Here is a 23,564-nt window from a genome sequence, read left to right as displayed (position 1 = left end):
AAGCCCGGGCCATTTTCAGTGGCGCATGTTGCCCTCCGTTCGTCGGCAAACATGTAACGCGGCAATCGCGACTTTCCAACCGCAGCTTCACGCTTCGCTAACCGCGTTTCCACGCTCGGTTCACGGATTAATCGGATATAGCGACATTTGCGCTTCAAATGGCGGCATTCCGCAGACGGAGCAAATCACGATGGCCAATACCGATTTCACCCTTGCGCCTTTGAGCGATGGCGGGCTGCATGCAAGCCAGCCCGCCGAACGGTGTGACGGCGAGCGGATCACGGTCTCGGCTCACTTCGATATGGCCGCGCTAGAACCGGAATGGCGCACACTTGAAGAGAACAACGCGAATTCCCTGCACCAGAGCTACGACTGGTGCGCGGCGTGGAAGGAAACGCACGGCAGCCAGCTTCTGATCGTTCGCGGCTCGCTCGGCGGGCGACTGCTGTTCATCCTGCCCTTCGAGATCGAACGCTGGCGCGTTTTCCGTACGGCCCGCCTCATCGGCTCGGAGCATAGCAACCTCAACACCGGCCTCTTCACCAGTGAAATCGACAAAGTGCCTCCGGCGGAGCTGCTCGCCGCGCTCACCCGCGGCGTCCGTCGCGAGCTCCGCCGGTTCGCGGACGTCATAGTGCTCGAAAGGACGCCGGCGGCGTGGCGGGGCGCACCGCACCCCTTCGCCTTACTGCCGGCGATCCGGAACCCTAACGCCTCGTTCCAGCTACCGCTCCTCGGCGGTATCGAGCCCACGCTTGCCCAGATCAATGCCAAGCGGCGGCGGAAGAAGATGCGCATATCCGAAAGACGCCTCGCCGATTTGGGCGGGTACGACTATGTGATCGCCCGCCAGGGGCCTGAGGCGCATGCATTGCTCGAGACATTCTTCCAGCAGAAGGCGGCACGCTTCGAAGCGCTCGGGCTGCCGGACGCATTTCGCGACGTCCAGACGCGCGCCTTCTTCCATGCGCTGATCGATGGACGCGCATCCGAGCCGGACAATCGCGCCCTTCTGGAGCTCAATGCGATAAGACTCAAGCGGCAACACGAGGGCCGGGTCGTCGCAATTGCCGGCTTTTCGCGCAAGGGCGACCATGTCATCTGCCAGTTCGGTTCGATCGACGAGTTCGCCGCCGACAGCAGTCCCGGCGAGCTGCTGTTCTATCGGATCATCGAGCGTCTTTCAGCGGAAGGTGTGACCCTCTTCGACTTCGGGATCGGCGACCAGCCCTATAAGCGATCCTGGTGCACGATCGAGACGCCATTGCGCGACATCATCCTGCCGCTGACGCTACGCGGCTATCTCGCCGCCGCCGTCCAACGGGCAGCCGCCGAAGTGAAGCGGGCCATCAAGGGCAACAAGGCGTTTTATGCTTTCATTCAGCGGCGGCGACGGCAGATGATGGAATCGACCGGCGGACTGAGCGACGATTGAGTGGTCCGCAAGACGGTGTCAGGCCGCGCGGCTGTCGGGCAACTCGGGGCCGCTTCGGCCCTCCCCTTTCATCAACACGATGTCGCGGTAGCCGGCCTCTCCGAAACTCGTCAGCACCTCGACGACACGTTCATCGCTGACCGACGGCGCCGATAGAATAATCTCGGTTGCCTCGCGCCGGGCGACCTTCGCTACCGCTCCCGCATCGGCCGGGCCGCATTCGATCAGCACCAAATCATAGGCATTGGTGAGCGCATCGATGATCATCTGCAGTCGGTCGATCCCGCGCATGGCGGCGTGCGGATCGGCATTGCCGTGCGGTATGACATGCGCCTCAGAGAACTTGTCGGCATGGATCGATTCGGAGAAGGCGACTTCGCCCGAAAGCAGGTTCGTAATTCCCGCAAAGCTCGCCGACTGCGCCATGAGCCGGCTCGGACAAGCCGAACCCGAGAGGTCGATCAGCACGACCTTCTCTCCCTCTTCGGCCAAGAGGCGCACGAGCATCACGGTCGCGGTCGATCCTTCGTCACCACCCGGCGAGACAGAAACGGCGACACGCACGTCGTTTGCGCGGAGATGATCGGCAACCGACGCGATCGAGAAGTCGTGCTCTACCGCGGTGCTATCCTCGCGCTCCGGTTCCTGCTCCACCGGCTCTCCCAGAGAGAGGGCGGGCGTGGAAACGTCCTCGGCGGTATTCGAGACAGCGAACGCTTGCATAGGTCGGGCGACCGGGAGCGCTTCCGGGAGCGAAGCCGGCCTCAGGGCCCGACCGCTGAAAAGCTCGCCAAGCATGATGACAACGCAACTCACAAGCAAACTCGCGAAGCCGGCGACGATGGTGATCGGCAGTACTTTTGGGAAGCTCTGGCTGGTCGGAACGACGGCACGCGAAATCACCCGCGCATCGGCCGGCGTCGCATTGGCGACCGTACGCGATGTCGCCTCGCGGTAACGGGCGAGATAGGTTTCCAGAAGCTGCCGCTGCGCCGCTGCTTCGCGCTCCAGCGCACGCAGCCCCACTTCTTCCTCGCCTGCCTGGGCCGATTGAGCTTTGAGGGTGTTCAACTGCTGAACCAGTTGCTGTTCGCGCAACTGCCCGACCTTCGCCTCGTTTTCGAGACTGGCGAGAATCTTGCGCGTCTCCGCCCGGATCTGCTCTTCGACGCCCTCGAGCTGTGACTTCAGCCCTTTCAGCCTGGGATGGCCATCGAGCAGCGTCGTCGACAGATCGGCGATCTGCGCCTTGACGTTCGCCCGGCTTTCCTTGAGGCGCTGGATCATCGGAGAACCGACGATGTCGGCGAGCGTATCGGCCGAGCGGCCGGCGGCAAGCGCCGCCCTTACGCCCTCGGCACGCGCCGCCGTATTCGCGCGCTCCGCGCGCACCCGTGCGAGTTCCGTCGAGATGTCGCCAAGCTGGCGCGTGGTGAAATTCTGCGTCTCGCCGGTCGGAAGCAGACCCGACTCGGCCCGGTAGGCCGCGACCTTCGCCTCCGCCTCGCGCACTTTCTCACGCAGATTGGCGATCTCCGGCTCAAGCCAACGGCTCGCTTCGGAGTTGGAGTCGAGCTTGGCGCCGCTCTGCAGCGAGAGATAGACGTTCGCCATCTCGTTCGGGATCTCCGCAGCGAGCTTCGGATCCTTCGACGTGAAGGCGATCGCGATCACGCGCGATTTTTCGACCTGATAGACCTGCAGCTTCGCATTGAACTCTTTCAGTATCCGCTCTTCCGGCGGCAATTCGAGCGGGTTCTTCTTGAGACCCAGCATCACGAGGAGATCGGAAACCGCCGAGGGATGGGCGGAAGGATCGAATTCTTCCAGTTCGTGGAGCTTCATGTTGCGGGCGACCTGCTTGATCAGGTCGGCCGAACGCAGGACCTGCACCTGGCTCAGGATGCCCGACTCATCGAATATCCTGTCGGAGCTCGTCTGCGACACCTGGTTCGGACCGCTGAATTCGGGCTCGCGCGATTCAATCAGCACACGCGTCTCGCCCTCATAATCCGGAGCGATCATCTTCGCCGCAGCAAAGGCGATTGCCGCTGCACCAACCGTAGCGAGCAGAACCCGGACGCGCCGCTGCCAGATGGCGCGGAAGAGCCCGCCGAGATCGATATCCACATCCTGCTGCCCGCCGATGCCCGACATGCCCCACTCCAGCTTATTCATTCGGCCGGAAGGTAAACGAACATGGTAACGCAACGGTTAATTTCGGCCGCAACCCTAAGATGGTTTTCGGCAACGCAGAAGCTCGAAATTCCGGCAGCGAGTTTACCGGCTATTAACCCTAACGGATCGATAACGTTGGCGAGAGGTGATCATTTCCGGAGCCCGAGACCCGCATGTCTAGCGCAGCCACCAGGACAACACGCGCTTTCGCCGTGGCTTTATTGCCGGCGCTCGTCGGCGGCTGCACCAATTACCAGCCCGCGCCCAAGGCATTCAGCCAGGCGACGATCCAACCCTATCGGCTGGACAGCGGCGACCGCCTGCGCGTCAACGTCTTTGAGCAGCCGAGTCTCAGCGGAACCTACACGGTCGACCAGGCGGGTTACGTCGCCTTCCCGCTGATCGGAGCCGTGCCGTCGCGTGGCCATACATTGCCGGAACTCGAAGGCATGATCGCGTCGAAGTTGCGCCAAGGATTCCTCAAGGACCCCGACGTGACCATCGAGGTCGACCGCTACCGCTCCGTGTTCATCATGGGCGAGGTGGGCCAGGCCGGTCAGTACGCCTACGTTCCGGGCATGACGGTCCAGAACGCGATCGCGGTCGCCGGCGGTTTTACCCCGCGCGCGTACCAGCAGACCGCCGATGTCACCCGCAAGGTCAACGGCCGCATCATCACCGGACGCGTGCCAATCACCGACTCGGTGCTGGCGGGCGACACGATCTATGTTCGCGAACGGCTGTTCTGATCTCCATGGCGAGCGAACGTCCCCTGCGCATCCTCCATTGCTTCAGATCGCCCGTCGGAGGCATCTTCCGCCATGTGCGCGATCTTGCCGAGGCTCATGCGAAAGCCGGACACCAAGTCGGCATCCTCTGCGACAGCATCACCGGTGGCGCCTACGAGGAATCGCTCTTCGATGAGGTGCGTCCGCATCTGGCGCTCGGCGTCCTCCGCGTGCCGATCCACCGCGGCATCGGTCCATCGGACATCGGTGCGCTGTGGCGCAGCTACAAGGAAATCAGAAATTTGCAACCGGATGTACTGCACGGGCACGGCGCCAAGGGTGGCGCGCTTGCACGCATCATCGGTTCAGCCCTGCGGGTCAACAAGTATCGCGTAGCCCGCCTCTATTCGCCCCATGGGGGCAGCCTGCACTTCCCGCGGAAGTCCCTCGCCGGCGCGTTCATCTTCCGCTTGGAGCGGCTGCAGGAGCGTCTTACCGATGCGCTCGTGTTCGTCTGCGACTTCGAACGCCAGACCTATTTCGCCAAGGTCGGCCGACCGCCGGGCCGGAACGAGCTGATCTATAACGGCATCGATGACGGCGAGTTCGAGCGGACCGCGACGAGACCCGATGCCGTCGATCTCCTCTATATCGGCATGATGCGGGACCTCAAGGGTCCCGATCTCTTCATAGAGGGCTTTGCGGCGGCCGAGCGCATCGCCGGGCGCCGCCTTTCGGCGCTGATGATCGGCGACGGACCCCAGCAGCGGCAATACGAAGAAATGATCCTGCGGATGGGCCTCGGCGACCGTATCAGAATGTTCCCTGCGATGAAGGCGCGCGAGGCTTTCGCACTCGCCCGACTGGTCGTCATTCCGTCTCGCGCGGAGTCGATGCCCTACATCCTTCTGGAAGCGCTCGCCGCCGGCAAGCCCGTTATCGCGACCCGGGTCGGCGGTATGCCGGAAGTGCTCGGCGCGGGCAGCGAAGCGTTGGTCGAGCCGGGCGATGCAGGGGCACTTGCTGCGGTCATGGCAGCCGCGATCGTCGACGAGGAGTGGACCGTCCGCACGATGCCGGATGCAGCGCGGTTCAAATCGCGCTTCGCCGCCTCCGTCATGACCAAACACGTGATGCAGCTCTACCGCGAACTGACTGAGGATTCTCTCGTGCCTGCGGCGCGGCTTCGCACAACGTAAGCGTTTCTTAGTGGCTTTCTGCTATCCGGGCGAAGGGGACTGCAGCGCCGGAAAAGAAACCATGAACCAGTTTGACAGGCCAGAGACCTTCGATCCCGAAGCGCTTCGCAAGAAGGCCTCGGAGATCCGGATGGGCGCGAGTGAGGAGAAGAAGGGCAAGAAAGATATTGCGGAGCTCAATCCGCTCGCGAAGCAGATCGCGCTCCAGTTTCGCGCCGACACCTATTCGCCGGCGATGGTCACCGGCCTCATCCGCTTGCTCGACTTCTGCGCCCTTTTTGCCATCGGCTACGGTATCAATGCGCAATATGTCGAGCCGACGTTTGCGCAACTGCCCGTCTATCTCGCTATCCTCGCCGGCGGCTCGGCACTCGCCGTCGCCGCCATGCAGATCGCCGATGCCTACCAGGTGCCAGCCCTGTGCGCCTGGCTCAGGATGACCCCCCGCATCCTCGCCGCCTGGGTGGCAGCCTTCGGCGCGATCGCGCTTGCGCTCTTTTTCCTGAAGTCCGGCCACCTTTATTCGCGCCTCTGGATCGGCACATGGTTCATTGTCGGCGCCTTGTTCCTCGTCGCCGAGCGCGCCTTCATCGCCTATTCGATCCGCCATTGGTCACGAAACGGCACGATGGAACGCCGTGCCGTCGTCGTCGGCGGCGGCCAACCGGCGAAGGACCTCATCCGCACCATCGAGCACCAACCGGACAACGATATCCGCATCTGCGGCATCTTCGACGATCGCGATGAGCGCCGATCGCCGAACGTGATTGCCGGCTACCCGAAGCTTGGGACTGTCGACGAACTGGTCGAGTTCGCACGGCTCGCCAGGATCGACATGCTGATCATCTCGCTGCCGTTGACAGCGGAGAAGCGTATCCTCGAGCTCTTGCGAAAGCTTTGGATACTGCCCCTCGATATCCGGCTTGCTGCGCATGCCAACAATTTGCGGTTCCGCCCGCGCAGCTATTCACATGTCGGGCAGGTGCCGATGCTCGACATTTTCGACAAGCCGATTGCCGACTGGGATTCGGTGGCGAAACGGTGTTTCGACATCTTCTTCAGCCTCGCGGCGCTTGCGCTCCTCTGGCCGGTGATGCTCGCCGCAGCAATCGCCGTGAAGGCGACCTCGCCCGGTCCGATCATCTTCAAGCAGCTCCGCCACGGCTTCAACAACGAGACCATCGAGGTGTACAAATTCCGCTCGATGTATACGCATATGAGCGACCCGACCGCCCGCAATGCGGTCACCAAGAATGACCCTCGGGTGACGCCCGTCGGCCGTTTCCTGCGTAAGTCCTCGATTGACGAGTTGCCGCAGCTCTTCAACGTGCTGAAGGGCGAGCTCTCGCTCGTCGGACCGCGCCCCCATGCGGTGCTCGCCCAGACGCAGAACCGGACCTATTCCGATGTCGTCGAGGGCTATTTCGCCCGCCACCGCGTCAAGCCCGGCGTTACCGGCTGGGCCCAGATCAATGGCTGGCGCGGCGAGATCGACAATGATGAGAAGATCCGCTTCCGCACCGCGTTCGACCTCCACTACATCGAGAACTGGTCCCTGCTCTTCGATCTGAAGATCCTTTTCCTGACACCGTTCCGGCTGCTCAACACGGAAAACGCCTATTGATCGCCGCGACCGCATCGAGGCCAGCCGTCCTTCGGCCGCAGCTTGCGGCGATTTCGATCGTCGGTTCGGGCCTGGTTGCGTTCGCCGTTTTCCTGTCGGGCTTCGTTATCGCGGAACCCGCGCCCTACGAGGTCTTCATGACCGGCCTCATCGGTCTCTGGGCCGTCTTCGGCCTCAGGATTTCCCGTGCGGTCGCCCCTCTTCTCGCCCTCCTCATATTGTTCATGGTCGGCGGCACCCTCTCGCTGACGGTGATGAGCGATCTCGGCACAGGGCCGATGTACATGGCCGTCTCGGGCTTTCTCTGCCTCTCGGCCGTCTTCTTCGCGGCCATCATAGAAGATCGCCACCAGCGCCTGCCGCTCATCTTCAACGCTTGGCTGGCCGCGGCGATCATCACCGCCCTTCTCGGCATTCTCGGCTATTTCGGCGCGATACCCGGTGCGAGCAACTTCACCCTCTATGACCGCGCCAAAGGCGCCTTCCAGGATCCAAACGTTTTCGGGCCCTTCCTGGCGGCCCCGGCGCTCTACCTCATACACGGCCTACTGACCCAGCCGATCGGCCGGGCGCCATTAAAGATCGCCGGGCTGCTCGTGCTTGCGCTAGGCGTGTTCCTCTCCTTCTCCCGTGCCGCCTGGGCGCTCAACCTTTTCTGCGTCGTCGCCTTCGTCTTCGTCATGCTGCTCAAGGAGCGTAACGGCCTCTTCCGCTTGCGGATCCTCGTGCTGGCGCTCTGTGGCACACTGTTTATCGTCGGAGCGCTCCTGGTCGCCCTGCAATCCGAGCAGGTCGCCGCCCTCTTTTTGAGCCGCTCCCAGCTTGTGCAGGACTACGACGGCGGGCATCTCGGCCGGTTCGACCGGCACCGGATCGGCTTTCTGATGTCCATGGAAAAACCGCTCGGCATCGGCCCGATGGTGTTCAGCACCATGTTTCCCGAAGACGAGCACAATGTGCTTCTGAAGAGCCTGACATCCTACGGCTGGCTCGGCTTCGTCTCCTATGTCACGCTCGTCCTGTGGACGCTCTCGCTCGGTTTCCGCTTCCTTCTGCTCAACAGGCCGTGGCAACCCTATCTGATGATCGCCTGGGTCACGCTGATCGGGCATGTGGGCATCGGCAATGTCATCGACACTGATCACTGGCGCCATTTCTACATGCTTGTCGGCATCGTCTGGGGATGCGCCGCGCTCGAATACCGCAGCCGACGTCGAGCCCGGGCCGGAAGACCCGCCGGACAATGAGCAATTCCGCAAGCGGCAACTCGCCGGCCGCTCCGCTGCGCCTTCTCGAAGTCCTGGAGCCGAGCGGCGGCGGGTCCGGGCGTCACTTCCTCGATCTCTGCCGCGGCATGCATGCACGCGGCCATCACGTCGAGGCGATCTACTCCCCAATCCGGGCGGAGGAAGGCTTCGTCCGTGAGCTCAAGGCGCTCGGCCTTGCCGCCGTCCATGCCGTCGACATGCGGCGCGCGCCCGGCCCCTCCGACCTGCCATCTTTCCGCGCCATAGGCCGGATCATCCGCGGCGCCGGGCCGTTCGACGTGATCCATGGCCACAGTTCCAAGGCCGGAGCGCTGACGCGCCTGCGTCTGCCGGGACCGCACGTGCCGCGCGTCTACACGCCGCACGCCTTCAGGACGATGGATCCGGCGCTCGGGCGTGGCGGCCGGCTGATCTATGGTGGGATCGAATCGCTTCTCGCCTGGTTCTTCACCGACCGCCTCGTCACCGTCTCCGAGGACGAGTTCGCCCATGCGCTCTCGCTCGGCCTGCCGCAGGAACGCATGTCGGTGATCGTCAACGGCGTTGAGGCCCCCTCGCCCGAAATGGCGCAGACGGTGCGCGCGAGCTTCGGCATCCCGTCTGACGCTTTCGTCTTCGGTTTCATCGGGCGCCTTACCGCGCAAAAAGCGCCTGAGCGCCTGCTCGACGCTTTCAGGAGCATCGCGTCGTCGGTCGGGAACAGCCATCTGGTGATGGTCGGATCGGGCGAACTGGAGGGAGAGCTTCGCCGGGCGATCGCCGCAAGCGGATTGCAGAACCGCATTCATCTCACTGCCGCCTTCACCGGGCCGCAAGCCGTTTGCGCCTTCGACCTCCTCGTCATGCCGAGCCGCTACGAGGCGATGTCCTATGTGATGCTCGAAGCCGCTGCTGCCGGCCGACCAATCATCATCTCCGAGGTCGGGGGCGCGAAAACCGCAGTCGAGCACGGAGAGAATGGCTTCATCATCCCCAACAGCGACGATATTTCGCCGCTTGCCAAAGCCATGATCGCCGCGGCTGATCCCGGTACCTATCCGCGACTTGCCAAGGCGGCGGATGCCTGCCGGGATCGCTTCACGCTCGAGCGGATGCTCGACCAGACGGAAGAAGTCTACCAAAGGCTGGCGGCGAGGCGGCGACGATAAGCGAGAAAGCAACGCCGGCCGAAGATCGCAGCATCGGAGCCTAAATTGCGCAGCGAGCAGGGAATTCTTCAAGTCTCAATCGTCGATCGCTGGCTCATTGAGTGCCGCAATGGGAGAGATAAAGCAAGCGGGCCTATGCCGCCTCTTAGGAGACCGCCCGTGTCCGCGAATTCGGCATCTCTGCCGATACTCCATCGCCCTCCGGATTCAGTCCCGACCGCTGTCAGCGTGAGTTCGCCGAGTATCTCTCACCGGAGAGCGGAAAGTCTGGGAGCCGGCCTGGAAATAGCTCGCGCGAAAAATCCCGAACCCCCAAACAGCAACAGAGCTGCAGATGGATTGGCCAGATCCGCTGCAGCTCCGATCGCGACGTATCCATCATATAGCTCGGGCTTTCGACCCTGTTCCATCCAAGGGAACCGCTTCGAACGTCGCATACTTTTATGGAGTTAGTGTCGGCGCGCGCGATATCAAGCGCCTCGCCCTCCCTAAGCAGCTTTTTTAGAGCCAGTATCGTGGATCGCTAAAATGCCTAGTTCCGATGTAATCCTCCGCGCGGCTGGGGCAAAATGCCTTTCCTCACGTCGGAGGGAATGGCCTGAGGCAGGCGCCTGCCTGCCAAAGGAGGAAATCCAATGAAGAAACTTTCAACCCTTATCGCTGCGTCGCTGCTTGGACTCGCAGCCTCAACCGTCATGCCGCTAATCTCGGCCTCAAGCGACGCCTATGCAGACAACGGTATCGTTCTCATACCGGGTGAACACACAGGCTCGTCTGGCTCCAGTGGCGATACCGGCGTACCGAGCTCCAACCCCGACACCGGTACGCCGAGTTCCAATCCTGACACCGGTACGCCGAGCTCCAACCCGGATACCGGCGCAACAAGTGCCAATCCGGATTCCGGCACTTCGAGTTCCGGCGGGGAGTAAGGCGGCGCGCGCTAACCGCTGCACTCTTGATGGAACCCGATCTGAAGATTAGCCAACATTTCAAAACGCGGCAGCGACCCTGGCGTATCTGAAAGGATGCACGGCGCTGTGAGCGAAACTGTAAAGGAGGTCCTTCTAAAAGGAGGACCTCCTTGCATGAGCAGGGCAAACACTGCGCCACGCGGTGCGACCGGTCCATGCCGGACCCAGCGCCGTGTTCATCCTACGCCACGAGCACGGACGCGATGTTGCTCTTGTTCACTCTGCCCTTTGCGGCAGCACGAACCTGCTAGCGGTGGCAGCGCTCTGACTGATTTTGGAGTGTCGGGTTACGTCGTATGGGCAAATGGCCGTGGGCGGCGGTCCGGCGTTAAGCTGATGTCAGCCGTCTCGTACGGGGAGGAGGCGGTTAGAGGCCTGGCGTAACAGCGACTGGCCTCGCCCGGGCTGGCGGTCAAGAATGCCGCCCCAGAAACGGCGACTGGGAACATGGGCGACCGCGATAAGAAAAGCACCGGCAACACAAAACCGGCTTCGGACCTCTTAGAAATTGCTGCACAGCTCGCCGCCCTCGCCGAGGAAATCAGGGCCTTGGCGAAAAGACCTCTTGAGCAGCCGTCCACATCGTCTGAAACGAACGATGAGACCGAAGCAAGCTCCGAATAACGCTATCGTCCTCGCGTTGCCACCCTCACACATAGCTACGTCAAACCCGTGATCCCCGCCGATCTCGGGTTTGTGTCTCGCTGATGGCAAGGCAGAATCGCCGCGCCGGAGGCACCGTTTGCTCCATCTGATTGCTTGGTGGGGAAAAAGTCCGCCCCGCAGGCAACAAGGGAACCCCGCCGAAGCGGGGTTAAGTTCCGTTGTGACAAACCGGGAGCCTCTAGTCCCAGGTCTGTCGATTGTACCAGTCGTCGAGATCGCGTCGTGCGCGGTCCTTCTCGATCCCATACCGCTCTTGGATTTTGCCTTCGAGCTGGTCTCGGTTTCCCGCGATCCGATCGAGATCATCGTCGGTAAGTTTGCCCCATTGCTCTTTGATCTTTCCCTTTACCTGTTTCCAGTTCCCTTCGACACGGTTCCAATCCATCGCATTTCCTCCTGAGTCAGATACTCTGTATGTTGAAAACTCGCGACGGCGGATTAGGTTCGATTTTCTCGTAAGCTGGCGCACCGATTGCGTTTTTCGGCTCATGAGACGCATTTTCGGAACTTTTCCTTCAAGACATGGGTTTTTTGCAGATGCTACCCTTCAACCGGGTTCGAGCGGTCCGATATGGATGTGCAGAAGGCAGGAATGGCCCGGCTGCTTCTGGCGGCGCCCGATCTACGTGATACCACGTGGATGATCAACGACCTCGCGTTCCTGAAGCTTTGCGAGTTCTATGAACATGCCTGTTTGCGACGGGATGTTCTTCGATGCTCGACTCAAAGGGACGATGCGGCCTTGCTCAAGGCCGAGGAGGAGTGCAAGAGCTTGGAGGCTGCTGCCATCGCTTACATTCGCGAGCGCCAGAAATTCTCCGGCATCATTTAATTTAAGCAGCCAATCGGAGCAGCTACGTTGCGACTAAGAGCGCCGCGATAAGAGCAAATGCGGCAACAGCCGCCGACCACTCGATCAGCTTGGCACGCTCGTCAGGACGCATAGCAGACCCTCCATCACCAACGCCGCATCGCGAAAAGAAACGTTCCACGGGCGCGAATGTTCACGGCCTCGCTGGCCAACATCCGAGATGTGGCGTGATGCCGATCGAAGTGAATCCGCGAGCGCAGTTCTGGACGTTTCGGGAGTTTATGGGCGCAAAGCAGCGTTCCAGGCGCTTTTAGTTCCGCTTTATCGGAAGCCGCGCAATGCCCAAACGCGTTCGATTCGCAGGTATATTCAACGGGAAAATGGTCGGAGCGACTGGACTTGAACCAGCGACCCCTTGACCCCCAGTCAAGTGCGCTACCGGGCTGCGCTACGCTCCGACCCGCTTCGTTACAAGCCCGCTCTCATTAGTCGGAAGACACGACCGGCGCAAGGGGAAAATAGACTTTTACCGGTCCTTCCGCCGCCCCGAGCCGTGCCGGCGGCAGCACAGTCAGTGGCGACAGAACAGTTTTGTGATTTGGACCGGAGCCTCGCGGCGGGTACACTGCGCCTGCAACCACAGGAGAAGCCCGATGAAGAGCATCCTCGTACTTGCAGCCGCCCTCGCACTCTCGACGACGACAGCGTTTGCCGCTTGCCTTGGGCATTCGGATACCACGGCATCGACAGACGCGGTCGACAAGCAGATGACGACGGCGAGCGTGACGAAGACCGAGCAGTCGACCTCGACTGACGCGCTCCTCCTGCAGCAAAAGCTGCCGCAAGAAGAGCAATCTGCTCAAGAAGCGGAAGAATAGCTCGGAGGCGCCCGGTTCGGGCCTCGTTGCTGCGCATCCGAGGCCCGCGTCCCGTAACCCGCCGCGAGTTGCCGCATGTTTCTGCCCTTAAATCCGCTAAGGAAACATGCCGTGGGATATCAAATTACCGCACCTGGTCGAGCAAGCGCTTGCATTCGAGAAGATCGTAAAGCGCTTCTTGCAGAAGCGCCCGGTCCTCCTTGCTGACGGAGGTCTTGCCGATCGATATCTCCGCTTCATCGCTGCTGCCGCCGAAGGAGAAGAAGCGGCGGCTGGCCGGAGCTTTGGCACGGCCAACGATCTGGTCCTCGTCCGTGATCCCGGCCTTGGGCGGAACGGGCTCCTCGTTGCTTGAAGCGGCAAGCGCCTCCACCGTGGCGAGATCGCCGCTCGCGATTGCGGCGACGAACTTGTTGCCGTTGGCTTTCAGAAGCTTCTGCACGCCCTTGATCGTATAACCATGATCGTAAAGGAGATGGCGAATACCCTTGAGCAGGTCGACATCCTCGGGGCGGTAATAGCGCCGCCCGCCACCCCGCTTCATCGGCTTGATCTGCTGGAACCGCGTCTCCCAGAAACGGAGCACGTGCTGGGGCAGATCGAGCTCGTCTGCGACCTCGCTGATGGTGCGGAAGGCATCCGGGCTTTTTTCCATCTCATCCCCTTCCATTGACTTACGGCACCGCACCGCGCGAACCGATCATCACGCGATGATACATGAGTCACGACTATTTCAATGGCTTATGGAAGGGTTTTCAACCACATTTGTGGCCGCCGACGGCAGTTCAGGAGGCCGAACCGGACTGCTTCTGCTTGGCCTTGCGGCTCAAGTGCGCCTTCAGCACCCGCTGCTTCAGCACATTCGAAGCCTTGAAGGTCATCACCCGGCGCGGGGAAATCGGCACCTCCTCGCCGGTTTTCGGATTGCGTCCGATACGCTCGTTCTTGTCGCGCACCTGGAACGTTGCGAAAGAAGACAGTTTCACGCTCTCGCCACGCACGATTGCGTTGCAAATCTCGTCGATAACGGTCTCCACAAGCTCTGCAGACTCCGTCCGAGATAGCCCCACCTTTCGAAAGACCGACTCAGCCAAGTCTGCTCGCGTTACTGTTTTTCCGCTCATCTTCCCCCACCGATGTCTGGCATGCCGATCAGCGATTGAAGACTATTGCCCTTGCCTGTGGCGGTCAAGCGCCTGCCTGGGTTCATTATTTTCTTTACCAGCGGACGAGAACGGAGCCCCAGGTGAAGCCGCCGCCCATGGCTTCGAGCATCACGAGATCGCCCTTCTTGATGCGCCCGTCGGAGGCTGCGGTGTCGAGCGCGAGCGGGATCGAGGCGGCGGACGTATTGCCATGCAGGTCGACCGTCACCACAACCTTTTCGAGCGGAATACCGAGTTTCCTCGCCGAGCCGTCGATAATGCGGCGGTTGGCCTGGTGCGGAACCAGCCAGTCGACGTCGTCCGCCGTCGTGCCGGTCGCCTCGAAAGCCGCCTCGATCACGTCAGTGATCATGCCGACAGCGTGCTTGAAGACCTCCCGCCCTTCCATCCGCAGATGGCCTACAGTGCCGGTCGTCGAAGGGCCGCCGTCGACATAGAGCTTGTCGCCATGAATGCCGTCGGAGCGCAACTGCGCCGTCAGCACGCCGCGGTCGGCATTGGTGCCCTCGCCTTGCTGCGCTTCCAGGATGATCGCGCCGGCGCCGTCACCGAAAAGCACGCAGGTCGTGCGGTCCGACCAGTCGAGAATGCGCGAGAAGGTTTCGGCGCCGATCACCAGCGCCCGTCTTGCGAGGCCGCCGCGAATGTAGGCGTCCGCCGTCGCGACCGCATAGACGAAGCCGGAGCAGACCGCCTGCATGTCGAAGGCCGCTCCATGGCGCATGCCGAGGCGGTTCTGGATGTTGACCGCGGTTGCCGGAAAGGTGTTGTCCGGGGTCGAGGTCGCCACGATGATCAGGTCGAGGTCGTCCGCCGTCAGGTCGGCCCTCCGGAGCGCGGCACGCGCAGCCGCCTCGCCGAGCGACGCGGTCGTTTCGCCCTCGCCCGCGATATAGCGCTGGCGAATGCCGGTCCGCTGCACGATCCATTCGTCGGACGTGTCGACCTTGGCTTCCATTTCCTTATTGGTCATCACCCGCTTGGGCAGCGCTGCACCGAAGCCGCGAACGACAGAACGGATCATCTACTCAAACCTCTTCATTCATGCTCGCGGAAGGGCTTCGGACGGCTCGGCGCCGTGATATCGTGCCAGATCGGCCTCGATCTTCGCCTTCAGGCCGTTCTTCACCATGTCATAGCCAACATCGATCGCCGCGGCGAACCCTTCGGCATCCGTGCCTCCATGGCTCTTGATGACGATGCCGTTCAAGCCCAGGAAGACGCCGCCGTTGACCTTGCGGGGATCCATCTTCTCGCGCACTCGGTCGAAAGCAGCCTTGGCAAAGACATAGCCTATCTTGGCAAGAAGCGTGCGCGACATGGCGGCTCGTAGATATTCGGCGATCTGGCGAGCGGTGCCCTCGGCCGCCTTGAGCGCGATATTGCCGGAAAATCCCTCGGTCACGACCACGTCCACGGTACCGCGACCGATGTCGTCGCCTTCGACGAAGCCGTAGTAGTCGATCCCTTCGATATTGGCCTCACGGATGAGCCGCCCGGCCTCCTTGACCTCTTCCTGCCCCTTGATCTCTTCCACGCCGACGTTCAGCAGACCCACCGAAGGACGCTCGACCTCGAACAGGGCGCGGGCCATGGCACCGCCCATCAGCGCGAAGTCCATCAGCTGCTGCGCGTCGGCACCGATCGTCGCGCCGACATCGAGCACGATGCTCTCGCCCTTGAGCGTCGGCCAGATGGCAGCGATCGCCGGGCGTTGTATGCCCTGCATGGTTCTGAGACAGAAGACGGACATCGCCATCAGCGCGCCGGTATTGCCAGCTGAGACGACGACATCGGCCTCATCGGCATTGATCGCGTCGATCGCCTTCCACATGCTCGATTTGCCGCGCCCGCGCCTAAGCGCCTGGCTCGGCTTTTCGTCCATGCCGACGGCAATCTCGCAATCGTGGAAGGTGCTGCTCGCCTGGAGCTTCGGGTATTTGGCCAATAATTCGGCGCATTGCGCTTCCTGGCCGAACAGAACAAATTTTATGTCCGGATGACGTTCGAGCGCTCTCGCTGCGCCCGGGATGACGACCTCAGGACCATAGTCGCCCCCCATAACGTCAAGTGAAATTCTGACCACGCGTGTCTTATCCCTTTTTCCCGCCACGCAACACGTATCGCCGCTCAAGTGGCGGCGGCGATCCATGTTCCTTCTGACACTTGGGCCAGCATGCAACGTCCGGCACAACGGCCCCATCGGCTGGAGTCGGGCCAAAATACTGCTTTTCGCCTGCGTGACAACCGAATTGTAGGCCCGGCCTATGCCGTTTCAATCCTTTTTCAAGTCCTTCAGCACGGCAAACGGATTCGGACGTTTATCGTCCGCCGCGGAGCTTTCGATGCGTTCGCCGAAAACGGCGCCTGGCTTACGCGGATAAGGGTCGATGGCGAGCGCCACGTGCTCGCTGACGACCTCGCCTGCATCGATCGTATCACCCTCGAAAGTGTCGGGAATATCGGGACCTTCCGGATCGAGGATCATCTCGCCGCCGTCATTGTCCGCCTGACGGGCGAGCCGAGAGCCTTCCGGCACCAGGATCGCTTCGACCGGCTCGCGAATGTTCGCCTCTACCGGCTCCAGGGTCACGACACAGGTCTGCACGATGCGCGCATGCACCTCACCCTTGATCTTCACGCCATCCTTCTTCCAGCGCGCGACCTGCAGGTCGGCGTCGAGCGAAAGGACGTCGTCGACGCTCCAAAGGTCGGCAAGAGCGCGCCGCTCCGTCTCGCTCGCCGACAAATGGAGGGTGACGGGATTTGCCGAGATGTGCCCCACCCTCACCGGGTAGGAAAATGCCGGTTTGCTCTCGTGCTTCATGACAGGATCCTTCCTCGCGCCTGCAGCATCGCGGCCAGCCGGCGCGCTGCTCTGAGCGACGGATTATACGCCCCTATTACGCTCCGGCAGGCGGGATGCGCAACTGACCCGTTTCGACGATCTCCTCCGGAGCCTCCGACAGCACGGCTTCGGCCGCAAGCAGATAGGACGCCAGGCCTTGCATCGACGGCGGCTCGTCGGCTCCGGAGTGGAAATTGCGCCGCAAGGCAGCCGCAAGCGCGCCACCGTCCCGCTCCTCGAGCGCTGCCGCATAGGATTCGAGGCGGCCGTAGAACATGCCGGCGAACTTTTTCATCTTTTTCGGCACGCTCACGTCGCCGACGCCGAGTTCGCGGATGGAATGATCCACATCCTCGAAAAAGGCATCGACGATCTCCTGCGCAATCTCCTGGCCGGCCCGAGCGGAGGTGCGCGTGCGCCGGAAATAGAGGATCAGGATCGCCGACAACATCTCGAAGCGACCCATGACGGTATCCGGCACATCGAGATCGGTATAGAGAAACGGCTGGCGCGCCGCCGCGGTGAGCAGCGCATATTGGCGCTCCACAATCGCAATGTTGCCGCTTTTCTTCTTGAACAGTCCGAAAATCATCACAGGGCCAGCCGAGGCTTTTTCGAAATCATGGGCGCACGCCCATGACGTTGTTGCATGATAGCCGAAGCTGGTTTACCGAAGCATGCACGAATTGCAATGGCCGATCTGCCATCGTTACTCCAGGGGAGCAGTCCTTGACGAAGCGGTATATGACATCGAACCTGAAAGCTCTGAGCCGTGCCGTGCTCGTGGCCTCCCTCTGCACTACCGCACTTTCCGCCTGCACATCCGCCAATGTCGGCGAGGTCCTGCACCAGGGCTATGTCGTCGACAAGGAGACGCTCAATCTCGTCCCAGTAGGGTCGAGCCGCGAACAGGTGCTGCTCTCGCTCGGCACGCCTTCGACGACCGCGACCTTCGACAACGAGGTCTTCTACTACATCTCGCAGACGCGTAAGCGGCCGGTCGCCTTCATGAAGCCGAAGCTCATCGACCAGTCGATCCTCGCCGTCTATTTCGACCAGGAAGGCGTCGTCAGCCAGCTTGCGCATTACACGCTGAAGGATGGCAAGGTCTTCGACATGCTGTCGCGCACGACGCCGACAGGCGGCAAGGAAACAAGCTTCCTCGGCCAGCTCTTGAGCGGCCCCGGTGCCGCACAAGCGGCGGGGCGAAATCTCTTCAAGAACTTCGGCAACTGACGAAGTTAAGCAAAACGGAAAGGCCCGCGAAGCCGACTTCGCGGGCCTTCTTATTGATGGCAGCGCCTCAGGCGAGAACCGCGAGCAACAGTAGCGCCACGATATTGGTGATCTTGATCGCCGGATTGACCGCGGGACCGGCCGTGTCCTTGTAGGGATCACCGACGGTATCGCCGGTCACCGAAGCCTTATGGGCCTCCGAGCCCTTCATGTGACGCGTACCGTTCCTGTCGACGAAACCGTCCTCGAAGCTCTTCTTGGCATTGTCCCATGCGCCACCGCCGGATGTCATCGAAACCGCAACGAACAACCCGTTGACGATGACCCCAAGGAGGGAGGCGCCGAGTGCCGCGAAGGCAGAGGCTTTCGACCCGGAAATCAGCAGCACACCGAAATAGACGACGATTGGTGCGAGAACCGGCAAGAGCGATGGGATGATCATTTCGCGGATCGCCGCCTTGGTCAGCATGTCGACGGCCCGTCCATAATCCGGGCGATCCCTGCCTTCCATGATTCCCGGCTTTTCCTTGAACTGCCGGCGCACCTCCTCGACGACCGCACCCCCTGCCCGACCGACGGCGGTCATGGCGATGCCGCCGAAGAGATAGGGAATGAGGCCGCCGAAGATCAGACCTGCGACGACGTAGGGATTTGAGAGATCGAAGGAGATCGTCCCCACGTCGGCGAAATAAGGATGCTTGTCGCCGTTCGCCGCGAAATAGGTGAGGTCGTTGGAATAGGCCGCGAAGAGGACCAGGGCGCCGAGACCCGCAGAGCCGATCGCATAACCCTTGGTTACGGCCTTGGTAGTATTGCCGACCGCGTCGAGCGCATCGGTTGATTTGCGCACTTCCGGCGGCAGATGCGACATCTCGGCAATGCCGCCGGCATTGTCCGTGACTGGCCCAAAGGCATCGAGCGCCACGATCATGCCGGCGAGCCCGAGCATGGCGGTGACGGCGATGGCGGTGCCGAAGAGACCGGCGAATTGATAGGTGGTGATGATGCCGCCGACGATGACGAGCGCCGGCAAGGCGGTCGACTCCAGCGACACGGCGAGCCCCTGGATCACGTTGGTGCCGTGGCCGGTAACGGAGGCCTGAGCAATCGAGTTCACCGGACGCTTGTTCGTGCCGGTATAATATTCGGTGATCACGACGATCAGGGCGGTAACGACAAGGCCTATGATGCCGCATGCAAACAGCGCCCAGCCGGTAACGTCCTGGCCGGCGACTGTTCCGATCGAGCCCCAGCCGATGGTCAGAGAGGTTGCCGCCCCGAGGCCGAAGATCGACAGCGCACCAGTGACGATCAATCCGCGGTACAGCGCCCCCATGATCGATCCGTTGGTGCCGAGCTTGACGAAGAACGTGCCGATGATCGAGGTGATGATGCAGGCCGCGCAGATCGCCAGCGGATAGATCATGACCGTCGAGAGTACAGGCGTTCCGGCGAAAAAGATCGACGCGAGCACCATGGTCGCGACCACGGAGACCGCATAGGTCTCGAAGAGATCGGCCGCCATGCCGGCGCAGTCGCCGACATTGTCGCCGACGTTGTCGGCAATTGTCGCCGGATTGCGCGGATCATCCTCGGGAATGCCAGCTTCCACCTTGCCGACGAGATCGCCGCCGACGTCGGCGCCCTTGGTGAAGATGCCGCCGCCGAGACGGGCGAAGATCGAGATCAGCGACGCACCGAAACCGAGCGCCACCAGCGCATCGATGACCTCGCGCGCGGCCGGCTCATGCCCGAGCCCCGCGGTGAGCACGAAGTAGTAGACCGATACCCCCAGTAGCGCGAGGCCGGCGACCAGAAGGCCGGTGATCGCGCCGGATTTGAAGGCGATATCGAGACCGGAGGCCAGGCTGACCGAAGCGGCCTGGGCCGTGCGGACATTGGCCCTGACCGAGACATGCATGCCGATGAAGCCGGCCGCGCCCGAAAGCACCGCGCCGATCAGGAAGCCGATCGCCGCTGCGCTCGAGAGAAGCATCCACGCGGCGATGAAGACGACGACACCGACAATGGCAATGGTTGTGTATTGACGCATGAGGTAGGCCTGCGCCCCCTCTCTGATAAAGCCTGCAATCTCCTGCATGCGGGCATTCCCCTGGTCGGCGGCAAGCACCGACTGTGTCGCCCAGATGGCATAGGCCACCGAAAGCAACCCGCATGCGATAACGCCCAAAAGTATGGTCATTTCGCAACTATCCTCCGTTTCAACCCGCGGGCTCACTCCCTGCCGCAGGCCCCTCTCCGCGAATCGCACGCCGCCTCCTCAAGCGGCGCGTTCTCGCGGCGCGGCCAGAGTGCGGTTGCGAATGTGGATCGTCAAGCCCCTGAAATTGCCCGCGTGCCAGCCTGTCAGTCGCCGGACAGACTTTGCGGAAACAACGCTTTTCAGGCGGCGGTTCGCTTGTCTGCGCGGATCAACAGAAGGAGGAGGAATAGACAGAGTCCGGTGACCGGCCAGACCACCGCGTTGAGCATGTCCCATCCGTAAGCGGCGAGAACCTTGCCGGAAGCAAAAGATGAGCCGGCGACAGCGGAGAACAGAACGATGTCGTGAAAGCCCTGGATCTTGTCCGCCTCATGTGGCCGATAGCTCTGGGCAACAATCGCCGTCGCGCCGATGAAGCCGAAGTTCCAACCGAGCCCGAGAAGGACGAGCGCGCCCCAGAAGTTCCAGAGGGCGACGCCGAGATGGGCGATCGCCGCACAGGCCATCAGCAAGAGCAGACCGCAGCCGACGATGCGCTCGGCGCCGAACCGGCTGATCAGCCAGCCCGTCACGAAGCTCGGGCCGAACATCGCCAGCACATGCCATTGAATGCCAAGCGTCGCGAGATCGTTCGAAAAGCCGCAGCCGACGACCATGGCTATTGGCGCTCCCGTCATCATGAAGGTCATCAGCGCATAGGCGGAAATGCCGCAGATCATGCCGGTCAGGAAGCGCTGGCTGCCGACGATCTCGCGCAATGGCCGTGCGGGAAGCGATGCATGCCCGGCCGATGCCGCCTTGTGATCCGGCAATCGCAAGGGAGCGAAGAAGAAAAGCGCCGCAAGACAAGCGGGCAGCAGCGCGACGAAGGCGCCGGCGAACCATACGGGGGCAAAGTAATCACCGGCCAGGATGACGATCTGAGGACCAAGGATCGCCGAGACGATGCCGCCGCCGAGAATCCAGGAAATGGCCTTCGGCTTGTAGAAGGAGGGTGATGCGTCGGCGGCGGCAAAACGGAGCTTTTGCGTGAAACCGTTGGAAGAACCGAGAACGGCCAGGCCGGCTGCGAACAGCCAGAAACTTTCCCGGAAGAGGCCAGCCGTTGCGACCAGGCCCCCGATCGCGGCGATCGCGGCGCCCACCATAAACGCAAAGCGCCTGCCGAGGAGCCGCGACAGCATCGCCACGAGGATGACGCCGAGCGCCATGCCGACATTGAAGGCGGTGAGCGGCGCGGTCGCGAGCGACTTGTCGTCGCCGAGCAACTGGTGGCCGGCAACGCCGCCGACGGCAAAGCTGATCGGCCCGACGACGCCGAGCAGCGCCTGCGCCACGGTGAGCAGGAACACGTTGCGGCGCGCCTCGCGAAGGACCACGCCCATGTCTTCCGTGGCCGCAGCAACCATCATGCTATTTCCGCTTGTCGCCGCGAACTTGCTTGGCGATCCGATCGAGGACGGCGTTGACGAGCTTGGGCTCCTCGTCCTCGAAGAAGGCCTTTGCGATCTCGACATATTCGGTGACGATCACCGGAACCGGCACGTCCTTGCGCTCGAGTATCTCGAAGGTGCCTGCGCGCAGGATCGCGCGGACGGTCGAATCGAGCCGCGAAAGCGCCCAGTCGTCCTGAAGGGCCGAGCCGATCAAAGGATCGAGCTTGCGCTGATCGCGCACGACGCCGGAAACGATCGAGCGGAACCAGGCGGCATCCGCCTTCAAATAGGTATCGCCGTCCAGTTCCTTGCCGAGGCGATGCTCTTCGTATTCGGAGACGATCTCCAGAATGCCGGTGCCGCCAACATCCATCTGGTAAAGCGCCTGAACGGCCGCAAGGCGCGCCGCGCCACGCTGGTTCACCTGTTTCCGCGGCTGATCCGAGGGGGTATTCGTCACTTTTCTGCGCCCAATTTGTTCTTCAATGCAATCATGGTGAGGGCGGCGCGTGCGGCAAAACCGCCCTTGTCGCCCTCCGACCGACGGGCACGCGCCCAGGCCTGGTCGTCATTCTCGACCGTTAGGATACCGTTGCCGAGCGCAAGGCTTTCACTGACGGCGAGGTCCATCAGGGCGCGCGCGGACTCGTTGGCGACGATGTCGAAATGATAGGTTTCGCCACGGATCACCATCCCGAGTGCGACGAAGCCGTCATATTCGGTTCCGCCTTCATCGGCACCGTCGAGCGCCATGGCGATCGCCGCCGGAATTTCCAAAGCCCCGGGGACTGTCACGATATCATAAGTGGCGCCGGCTGCATCGAGCGCGTGTTTCGCTCCGTCGAGCAATGCGTCGGCCATATCGTCATAGAAACGCGCTTCCACAATCAGAATGTGGACGGGCTCGGTTTTCGCCATGGATCACCTGTCTTGAAAAATCGGGCCGGACTTTGCCGGCGCAGGCGGCGGTCAAACCATGCCCGGCACGGAATGGCAAGCAAATTCCGCCGAACGGGTTTATTTGCCGCGCCGATAGCCGCTTCCCATGCGGCAGCGCCGCCGGATCGTCGAGCGGCGGCGGCGCCTTTGTTGCCAATCGTGAACTTTGCGCAATGCCACCGCCTCGGAAAGCGCGCAATCCGCTTTGCAATGACGCCGAGTGCCCTTAAAACCTCAACCATGACTGGTGCCAAAGCCTGCATGGCTGAGGTTTTCATCGGAGGAGGAGGGAACGTCATGGCGGAAGCGCGGAAGCCGATCGTCAATCCAAAAAATCTCGATCTCGACCACTGGCGCCAAGGCTCGTTCTTCGAGTGTCGCGATGCCTCCTTCGGCATGCTGCTTGGCCTCGACAACCTCGGCGTTAGCTACGGCGAAGTTCCGCCGGGAAAATCGGGATGCCCGTTCCATAACCATCATGTCGAAGAAGAGCTGTTCGTCATTCTCGAGGGAGAGGGAACATACCGGTTCGGCAGCGAACGCTATGCGGTCGGACCTGGCGACGTGCTCGCAGCCCCCGCCGGCGGCCCCGAGACAGCGCATCACCTCATCAATACCGGCACCGTGCCGCTCAAATATCTGGCCATTTCCACGGTGGCGGCGACAGAGATCTGTGAATATCCCGATTCCGGCAAGTTCCTCGCGAAGACACGGCGGCCGGGCGAGGCGAAGGCATCGTTCCGCTTCATCGGCCGCGCTCCATCGACAGCGGACTATTGGGACGGCGAGCCGGGCGCCTGACCTTCATT

24 protein-coding genes and 1 tRNA gene are annotated in these 23,564 nt (G+C 62.0%); 12 read left to right on the top strand and 13 right to left on the bottom strand.

Annotation, left to right across the window (positions count from 1 at the left end):
- The first annotated feature begins 190 nt into the window (after nucleotides 1–190).
- On the top strand, nucleotides 191–1,435 hold the full coding sequence (locus AYK65_RS06230; RefSeq protein ID WP_046118317.1) for a GNAT family N-acetyltransferase: 1,245 nt from the start codon (nucleotides 191–193) through the stop codon (nucleotides 1,433–1,435).
- A gap of 18 nt (nucleotides 1,436–1,453) precedes the next feature.
- Here AYK65_RS06230 and AYK65_RS06225 read toward each other — a convergent pair whose 3' ends face one another.
- Complete coding sequence (locus AYK65_RS06225; protein WP_081158051.1) at nucleotides 1,454–3,592, bottom strand: GumC family protein; 2,139 nt, start codon at nucleotides 3,590–3,592, stop codon at nucleotides 1,454–1,456.
- A gap of 194 nt (nucleotides 3,593–3,786) precedes the next feature.
- On the opposite strand from AYK65_RS06225, the gene AYK65_RS06220 reads away from it, so the two are divergent.
- The 7 genes from AYK65_RS06220 (at nucleotide 3,787) to AYK65_RS32330 (ending at nucleotide 11,175) form a co-directional block, all read left to right on the top strand.
- Nucleotides 3,787–4,362: a polysaccharide biosynthesis/export family protein gene (locus AYK65_RS06220; protein ID WP_026612546.1), complete on the top strand. Its 576-nt coding sequence runs from the start codon at nucleotides 3,787–3,789 to the stop codon at nucleotides 4,360–4,362.
- Nucleotides 4,363–4,367: 5 nt separating this feature from the next.
- On the top strand, nucleotides 4,368–5,540 hold the full coding sequence (locus tag AYK65_RS06215; RefSeq protein WP_046118319.1) for a glycosyltransferase family 4 protein: 1,173 nt from the start codon (nucleotides 4,368–4,370) through the stop codon (nucleotides 5,538–5,540).
- Nucleotides 5,541–5,601: 61 nt separating this feature from the next.
- The gene (locus tag AYK65_RS06210; protein ID WP_081158050.1) at nucleotides 5,602–7,164 is read left to right on the top strand and encodes an undecaprenyl-phosphate glucose phosphotransferase; all 1,563 of its coding nucleotides are present in this window, start codon (nucleotides 5,602–5,604) and stop codon (nucleotides 7,162–7,164) included.
- Nucleotides 7,161–8,411, top strand: a complete 1,251-nt coding sequence (locus tag AYK65_RS06205; protein WP_081158049.1) for an O-antigen ligase family protein — start codon at nucleotides 7,161–7,163, stop codon at nucleotides 8,409–8,411. Before AYK65_RS06210 ends, AYK65_RS06205 begins: the two co-directional genes overlap by 4 nt.
- Nucleotides 8,408–9,580 carry a glycosyltransferase family 4 protein gene (locus tag AYK65_RS06200; protein ID WP_046118320.1) on the top strand — a complete coding sequence of 391 codons (1,173 nt, stop codon included), beginning with the start codon at nucleotides 8,408–8,410 and terminating at the stop codon, nucleotides 9,578–9,580. The genes AYK65_RS06205 and AYK65_RS06200 overlap by 4 nt, the downstream gene beginning before the upstream one ends.
- A gap of 635 nt (nucleotides 9,581–10,215) precedes the next feature.
- Complete coding sequence (locus AYK65_RS06195; RefSeq protein ID WP_026612551.1) at nucleotides 10,216–10,509, top strand: hypothetical protein; 294 nt, start codon at nucleotides 10,216–10,218, stop codon at nucleotides 10,507–10,509.
- Between the two features lie 489 nt (nucleotides 10,510–10,998).
- The gene (locus AYK65_RS32330) at nucleotides 10,999–11,175 is read left to right on the top strand and encodes a hypothetical protein (protein WP_167549645.1); all 177 of its coding nucleotides are present in this window, start codon (nucleotides 10,999–11,001) and stop codon (nucleotides 11,173–11,175) included.
- A gap of 220 nt (nucleotides 11,176–11,395) precedes the next feature.
- On the opposite strand, the gene AYK65_RS06190 is transcribed toward AYK65_RS32330, so the two are convergent.
- Entirely contained in the window at nucleotides 11,396–11,602 is a 207-nt protein-coding gene (locus AYK65_RS06190) for a CsbD family protein (RefSeq protein WP_026612552.1), read from the bottom strand.
- Between the two features lie 186 nt (nucleotides 11,603–11,788).
- Between AYK65_RS06190 and AYK65_RS06185 the strand changes: the two genes are divergently transcribed.
- A complete protein-coding gene (locus AYK65_RS06185) occupies nucleotides 11,789–12,049 on the top strand; it encodes a hypothetical protein (protein WP_046118321.1) in 261 nt (86 codons plus the stop codon).
- Between the two features lie 360 nt (nucleotides 12,050–12,409).
- Here AYK65_RS06185 and AYK65_RS06180 read toward each other — a convergent pair.
- Nucleotides 12,410–12,486: transfer RNA gene (locus AYK65_RS06180), tRNA-Pro, on the bottom strand.
- A gap of 195 nt (nucleotides 12,487–12,681) precedes the next feature.
- On the opposite strand from AYK65_RS06180, the gene AYK65_RS06175 reads away from it, so the two are divergent.
- Nucleotides 12,682–12,906, top strand: a complete 225-nt coding sequence (locus tag AYK65_RS06175; protein ID WP_026612554.1) for a hypothetical protein — start codon at nucleotides 12,682–12,684, stop codon at nucleotides 12,904–12,906.
- 124 nt (nucleotides 12,907–13,030) lie between these two features.
- Here the strand turns inward: AYK65_RS06175 and AYK65_RS06170 are convergent, their stop codons facing one another.
- The 6 genes from AYK65_RS06170 to AYK65_RS06145 form a co-directional block, all read right to left on the bottom strand.
- Nucleotides 13,031–13,561, bottom strand: a complete 531-nt coding sequence (locus AYK65_RS06170; RefSeq protein ID WP_046118322.1) for a MerR family transcriptional regulator — start codon at nucleotides 13,559–13,561, stop codon at nucleotides 13,031–13,033.
- Between the two features lie 130 nt (nucleotides 13,562–13,691).
- Nucleotides 13,692–14,030: an integration host factor subunit alpha gene (locus AYK65_RS06165; RefSeq protein WP_026612556.1), complete on the bottom strand. Its 339-nt coding sequence runs from the start codon at nucleotides 14,028–14,030 to the stop codon at nucleotides 13,692–13,694.
- A 94-nt stretch (nucleotides 14,031–14,124) separates the two neighbouring features.
- Nucleotides 14,125–15,096: a beta-ketoacyl-ACP synthase III gene (locus AYK65_RS06160; protein ID WP_046118323.1), complete on the bottom strand. Its 972-nt coding sequence runs from the start codon at nucleotides 15,094–15,096 to the stop codon at nucleotides 14,125–14,127.
- A gap of 18 nt (nucleotides 15,097–15,114) precedes the next feature.
- Complete coding sequence (plsX, locus tag AYK65_RS06155) at nucleotides 15,115–16,158, bottom strand: phosphate acyltransferase PlsX (protein ID WP_026612558.1); 1,044 nt, start codon at nucleotides 16,156–16,158, stop codon at nucleotides 15,115–15,117.
- A 189-nt stretch (nucleotides 16,159–16,347) separates the two neighbouring features.
- Nucleotides 16,348–16,899, bottom strand: a complete 552-nt coding sequence (locus tag AYK65_RS06150) for a YceD family protein (RefSeq protein WP_046118324.1) — start codon at nucleotides 16,897–16,899, stop codon at nucleotides 16,348–16,350.
- Nucleotides 16,900–16,975: 76 nt separating this feature from the next.
- Nucleotides 16,976–17,512, bottom strand: a complete 537-nt coding sequence (locus tag AYK65_RS06145) for a ubiquinol-cytochrome C chaperone family protein (RefSeq protein ID WP_046118325.1) — start codon at nucleotides 17,510–17,512, stop codon at nucleotides 16,976–16,978.
- 137 nt (nucleotides 17,513–17,649) lie between these two features.
- Here AYK65_RS06145 and AYK65_RS06140 point away from each other — a divergent pair, with 137 nt between their 5' ends.
- Nucleotides 17,650–18,156, top strand: a complete 507-nt coding sequence (locus tag AYK65_RS06140; protein WP_026612561.1) for an outer membrane protein assembly factor BamE — start codon at nucleotides 17,650–17,652, stop codon at nucleotides 18,154–18,156.
- Nucleotides 18,157–18,223: 67 nt separating this feature from the next.
- Here AYK65_RS06140 and AYK65_RS06135 read toward each other — a convergent pair whose 3' ends face one another.
- From AYK65_RS06135 to ribH, 4 genes are all read right to left on the bottom strand, one after another.
- Nucleotides 18,224–20,359, bottom strand: coding sequence for a sodium-translocating pyrophosphatase (locus tag AYK65_RS06135; protein ID WP_046118326.1), 2,136 nt, complete (start codon nucleotides 20,357–20,359; stop codon nucleotides 18,224–18,226).
- A 200-nt stretch (nucleotides 20,360–20,559) separates the two neighbouring features.
- Entirely contained in the window at nucleotides 20,560–21,765 is a 1,206-nt protein-coding gene (locus tag AYK65_RS06130; protein WP_081158078.1) for an MFS transporter, read from the bottom strand.
- Between the two features lie 28 nt (nucleotides 21,766–21,793).
- Nucleotides 21,794–22,276, bottom strand: coding sequence for a transcription antitermination factor NusB (nusB, locus tag AYK65_RS06125; protein WP_026612564.1), 483 nt, complete (start codon nucleotides 22,274–22,276; stop codon nucleotides 21,794–21,796).
- Nucleotides 22,273–22,734, bottom strand: a complete 462-nt coding sequence (ribH, locus tag AYK65_RS06120) for a 6,7-dimethyl-8-ribityllumazine synthase (protein WP_026612565.1) — start codon at nucleotides 22,732–22,734, stop codon at nucleotides 22,273–22,275. Before ribH ends, nusB begins: the two co-directional genes overlap by 4 nt.
- Nucleotides 22,735–23,052: 318 nt before the next feature.
- Between ribH and AYK65_RS06115 the strand changes: the two genes are divergently transcribed.
- Nucleotides 23,053–23,556 carry a cupin domain-containing protein gene (locus AYK65_RS06115; protein ID WP_046118327.1) on the top strand — a complete coding sequence of 168 codons (504 nt, stop codon included), beginning with the start codon at nucleotides 23,053–23,055 and terminating at the stop codon, nucleotides 23,554–23,556.
- Nucleotides 23,557–23,564: the final 8 nt, after the last annotated feature.

The sequence above is a fragment of the Ensifer aridi genome (genome assembly GCF_002078505.1).
Lineage (GTDB): Bacteria > Pseudomonadota > Alphaproteobacteria > Rhizobiales > Rhizobiaceae > Sinorhizobium > Sinorhizobium aridi.
This window is presented reverse-complemented; position numbering and strand designations above follow the sequence as displayed.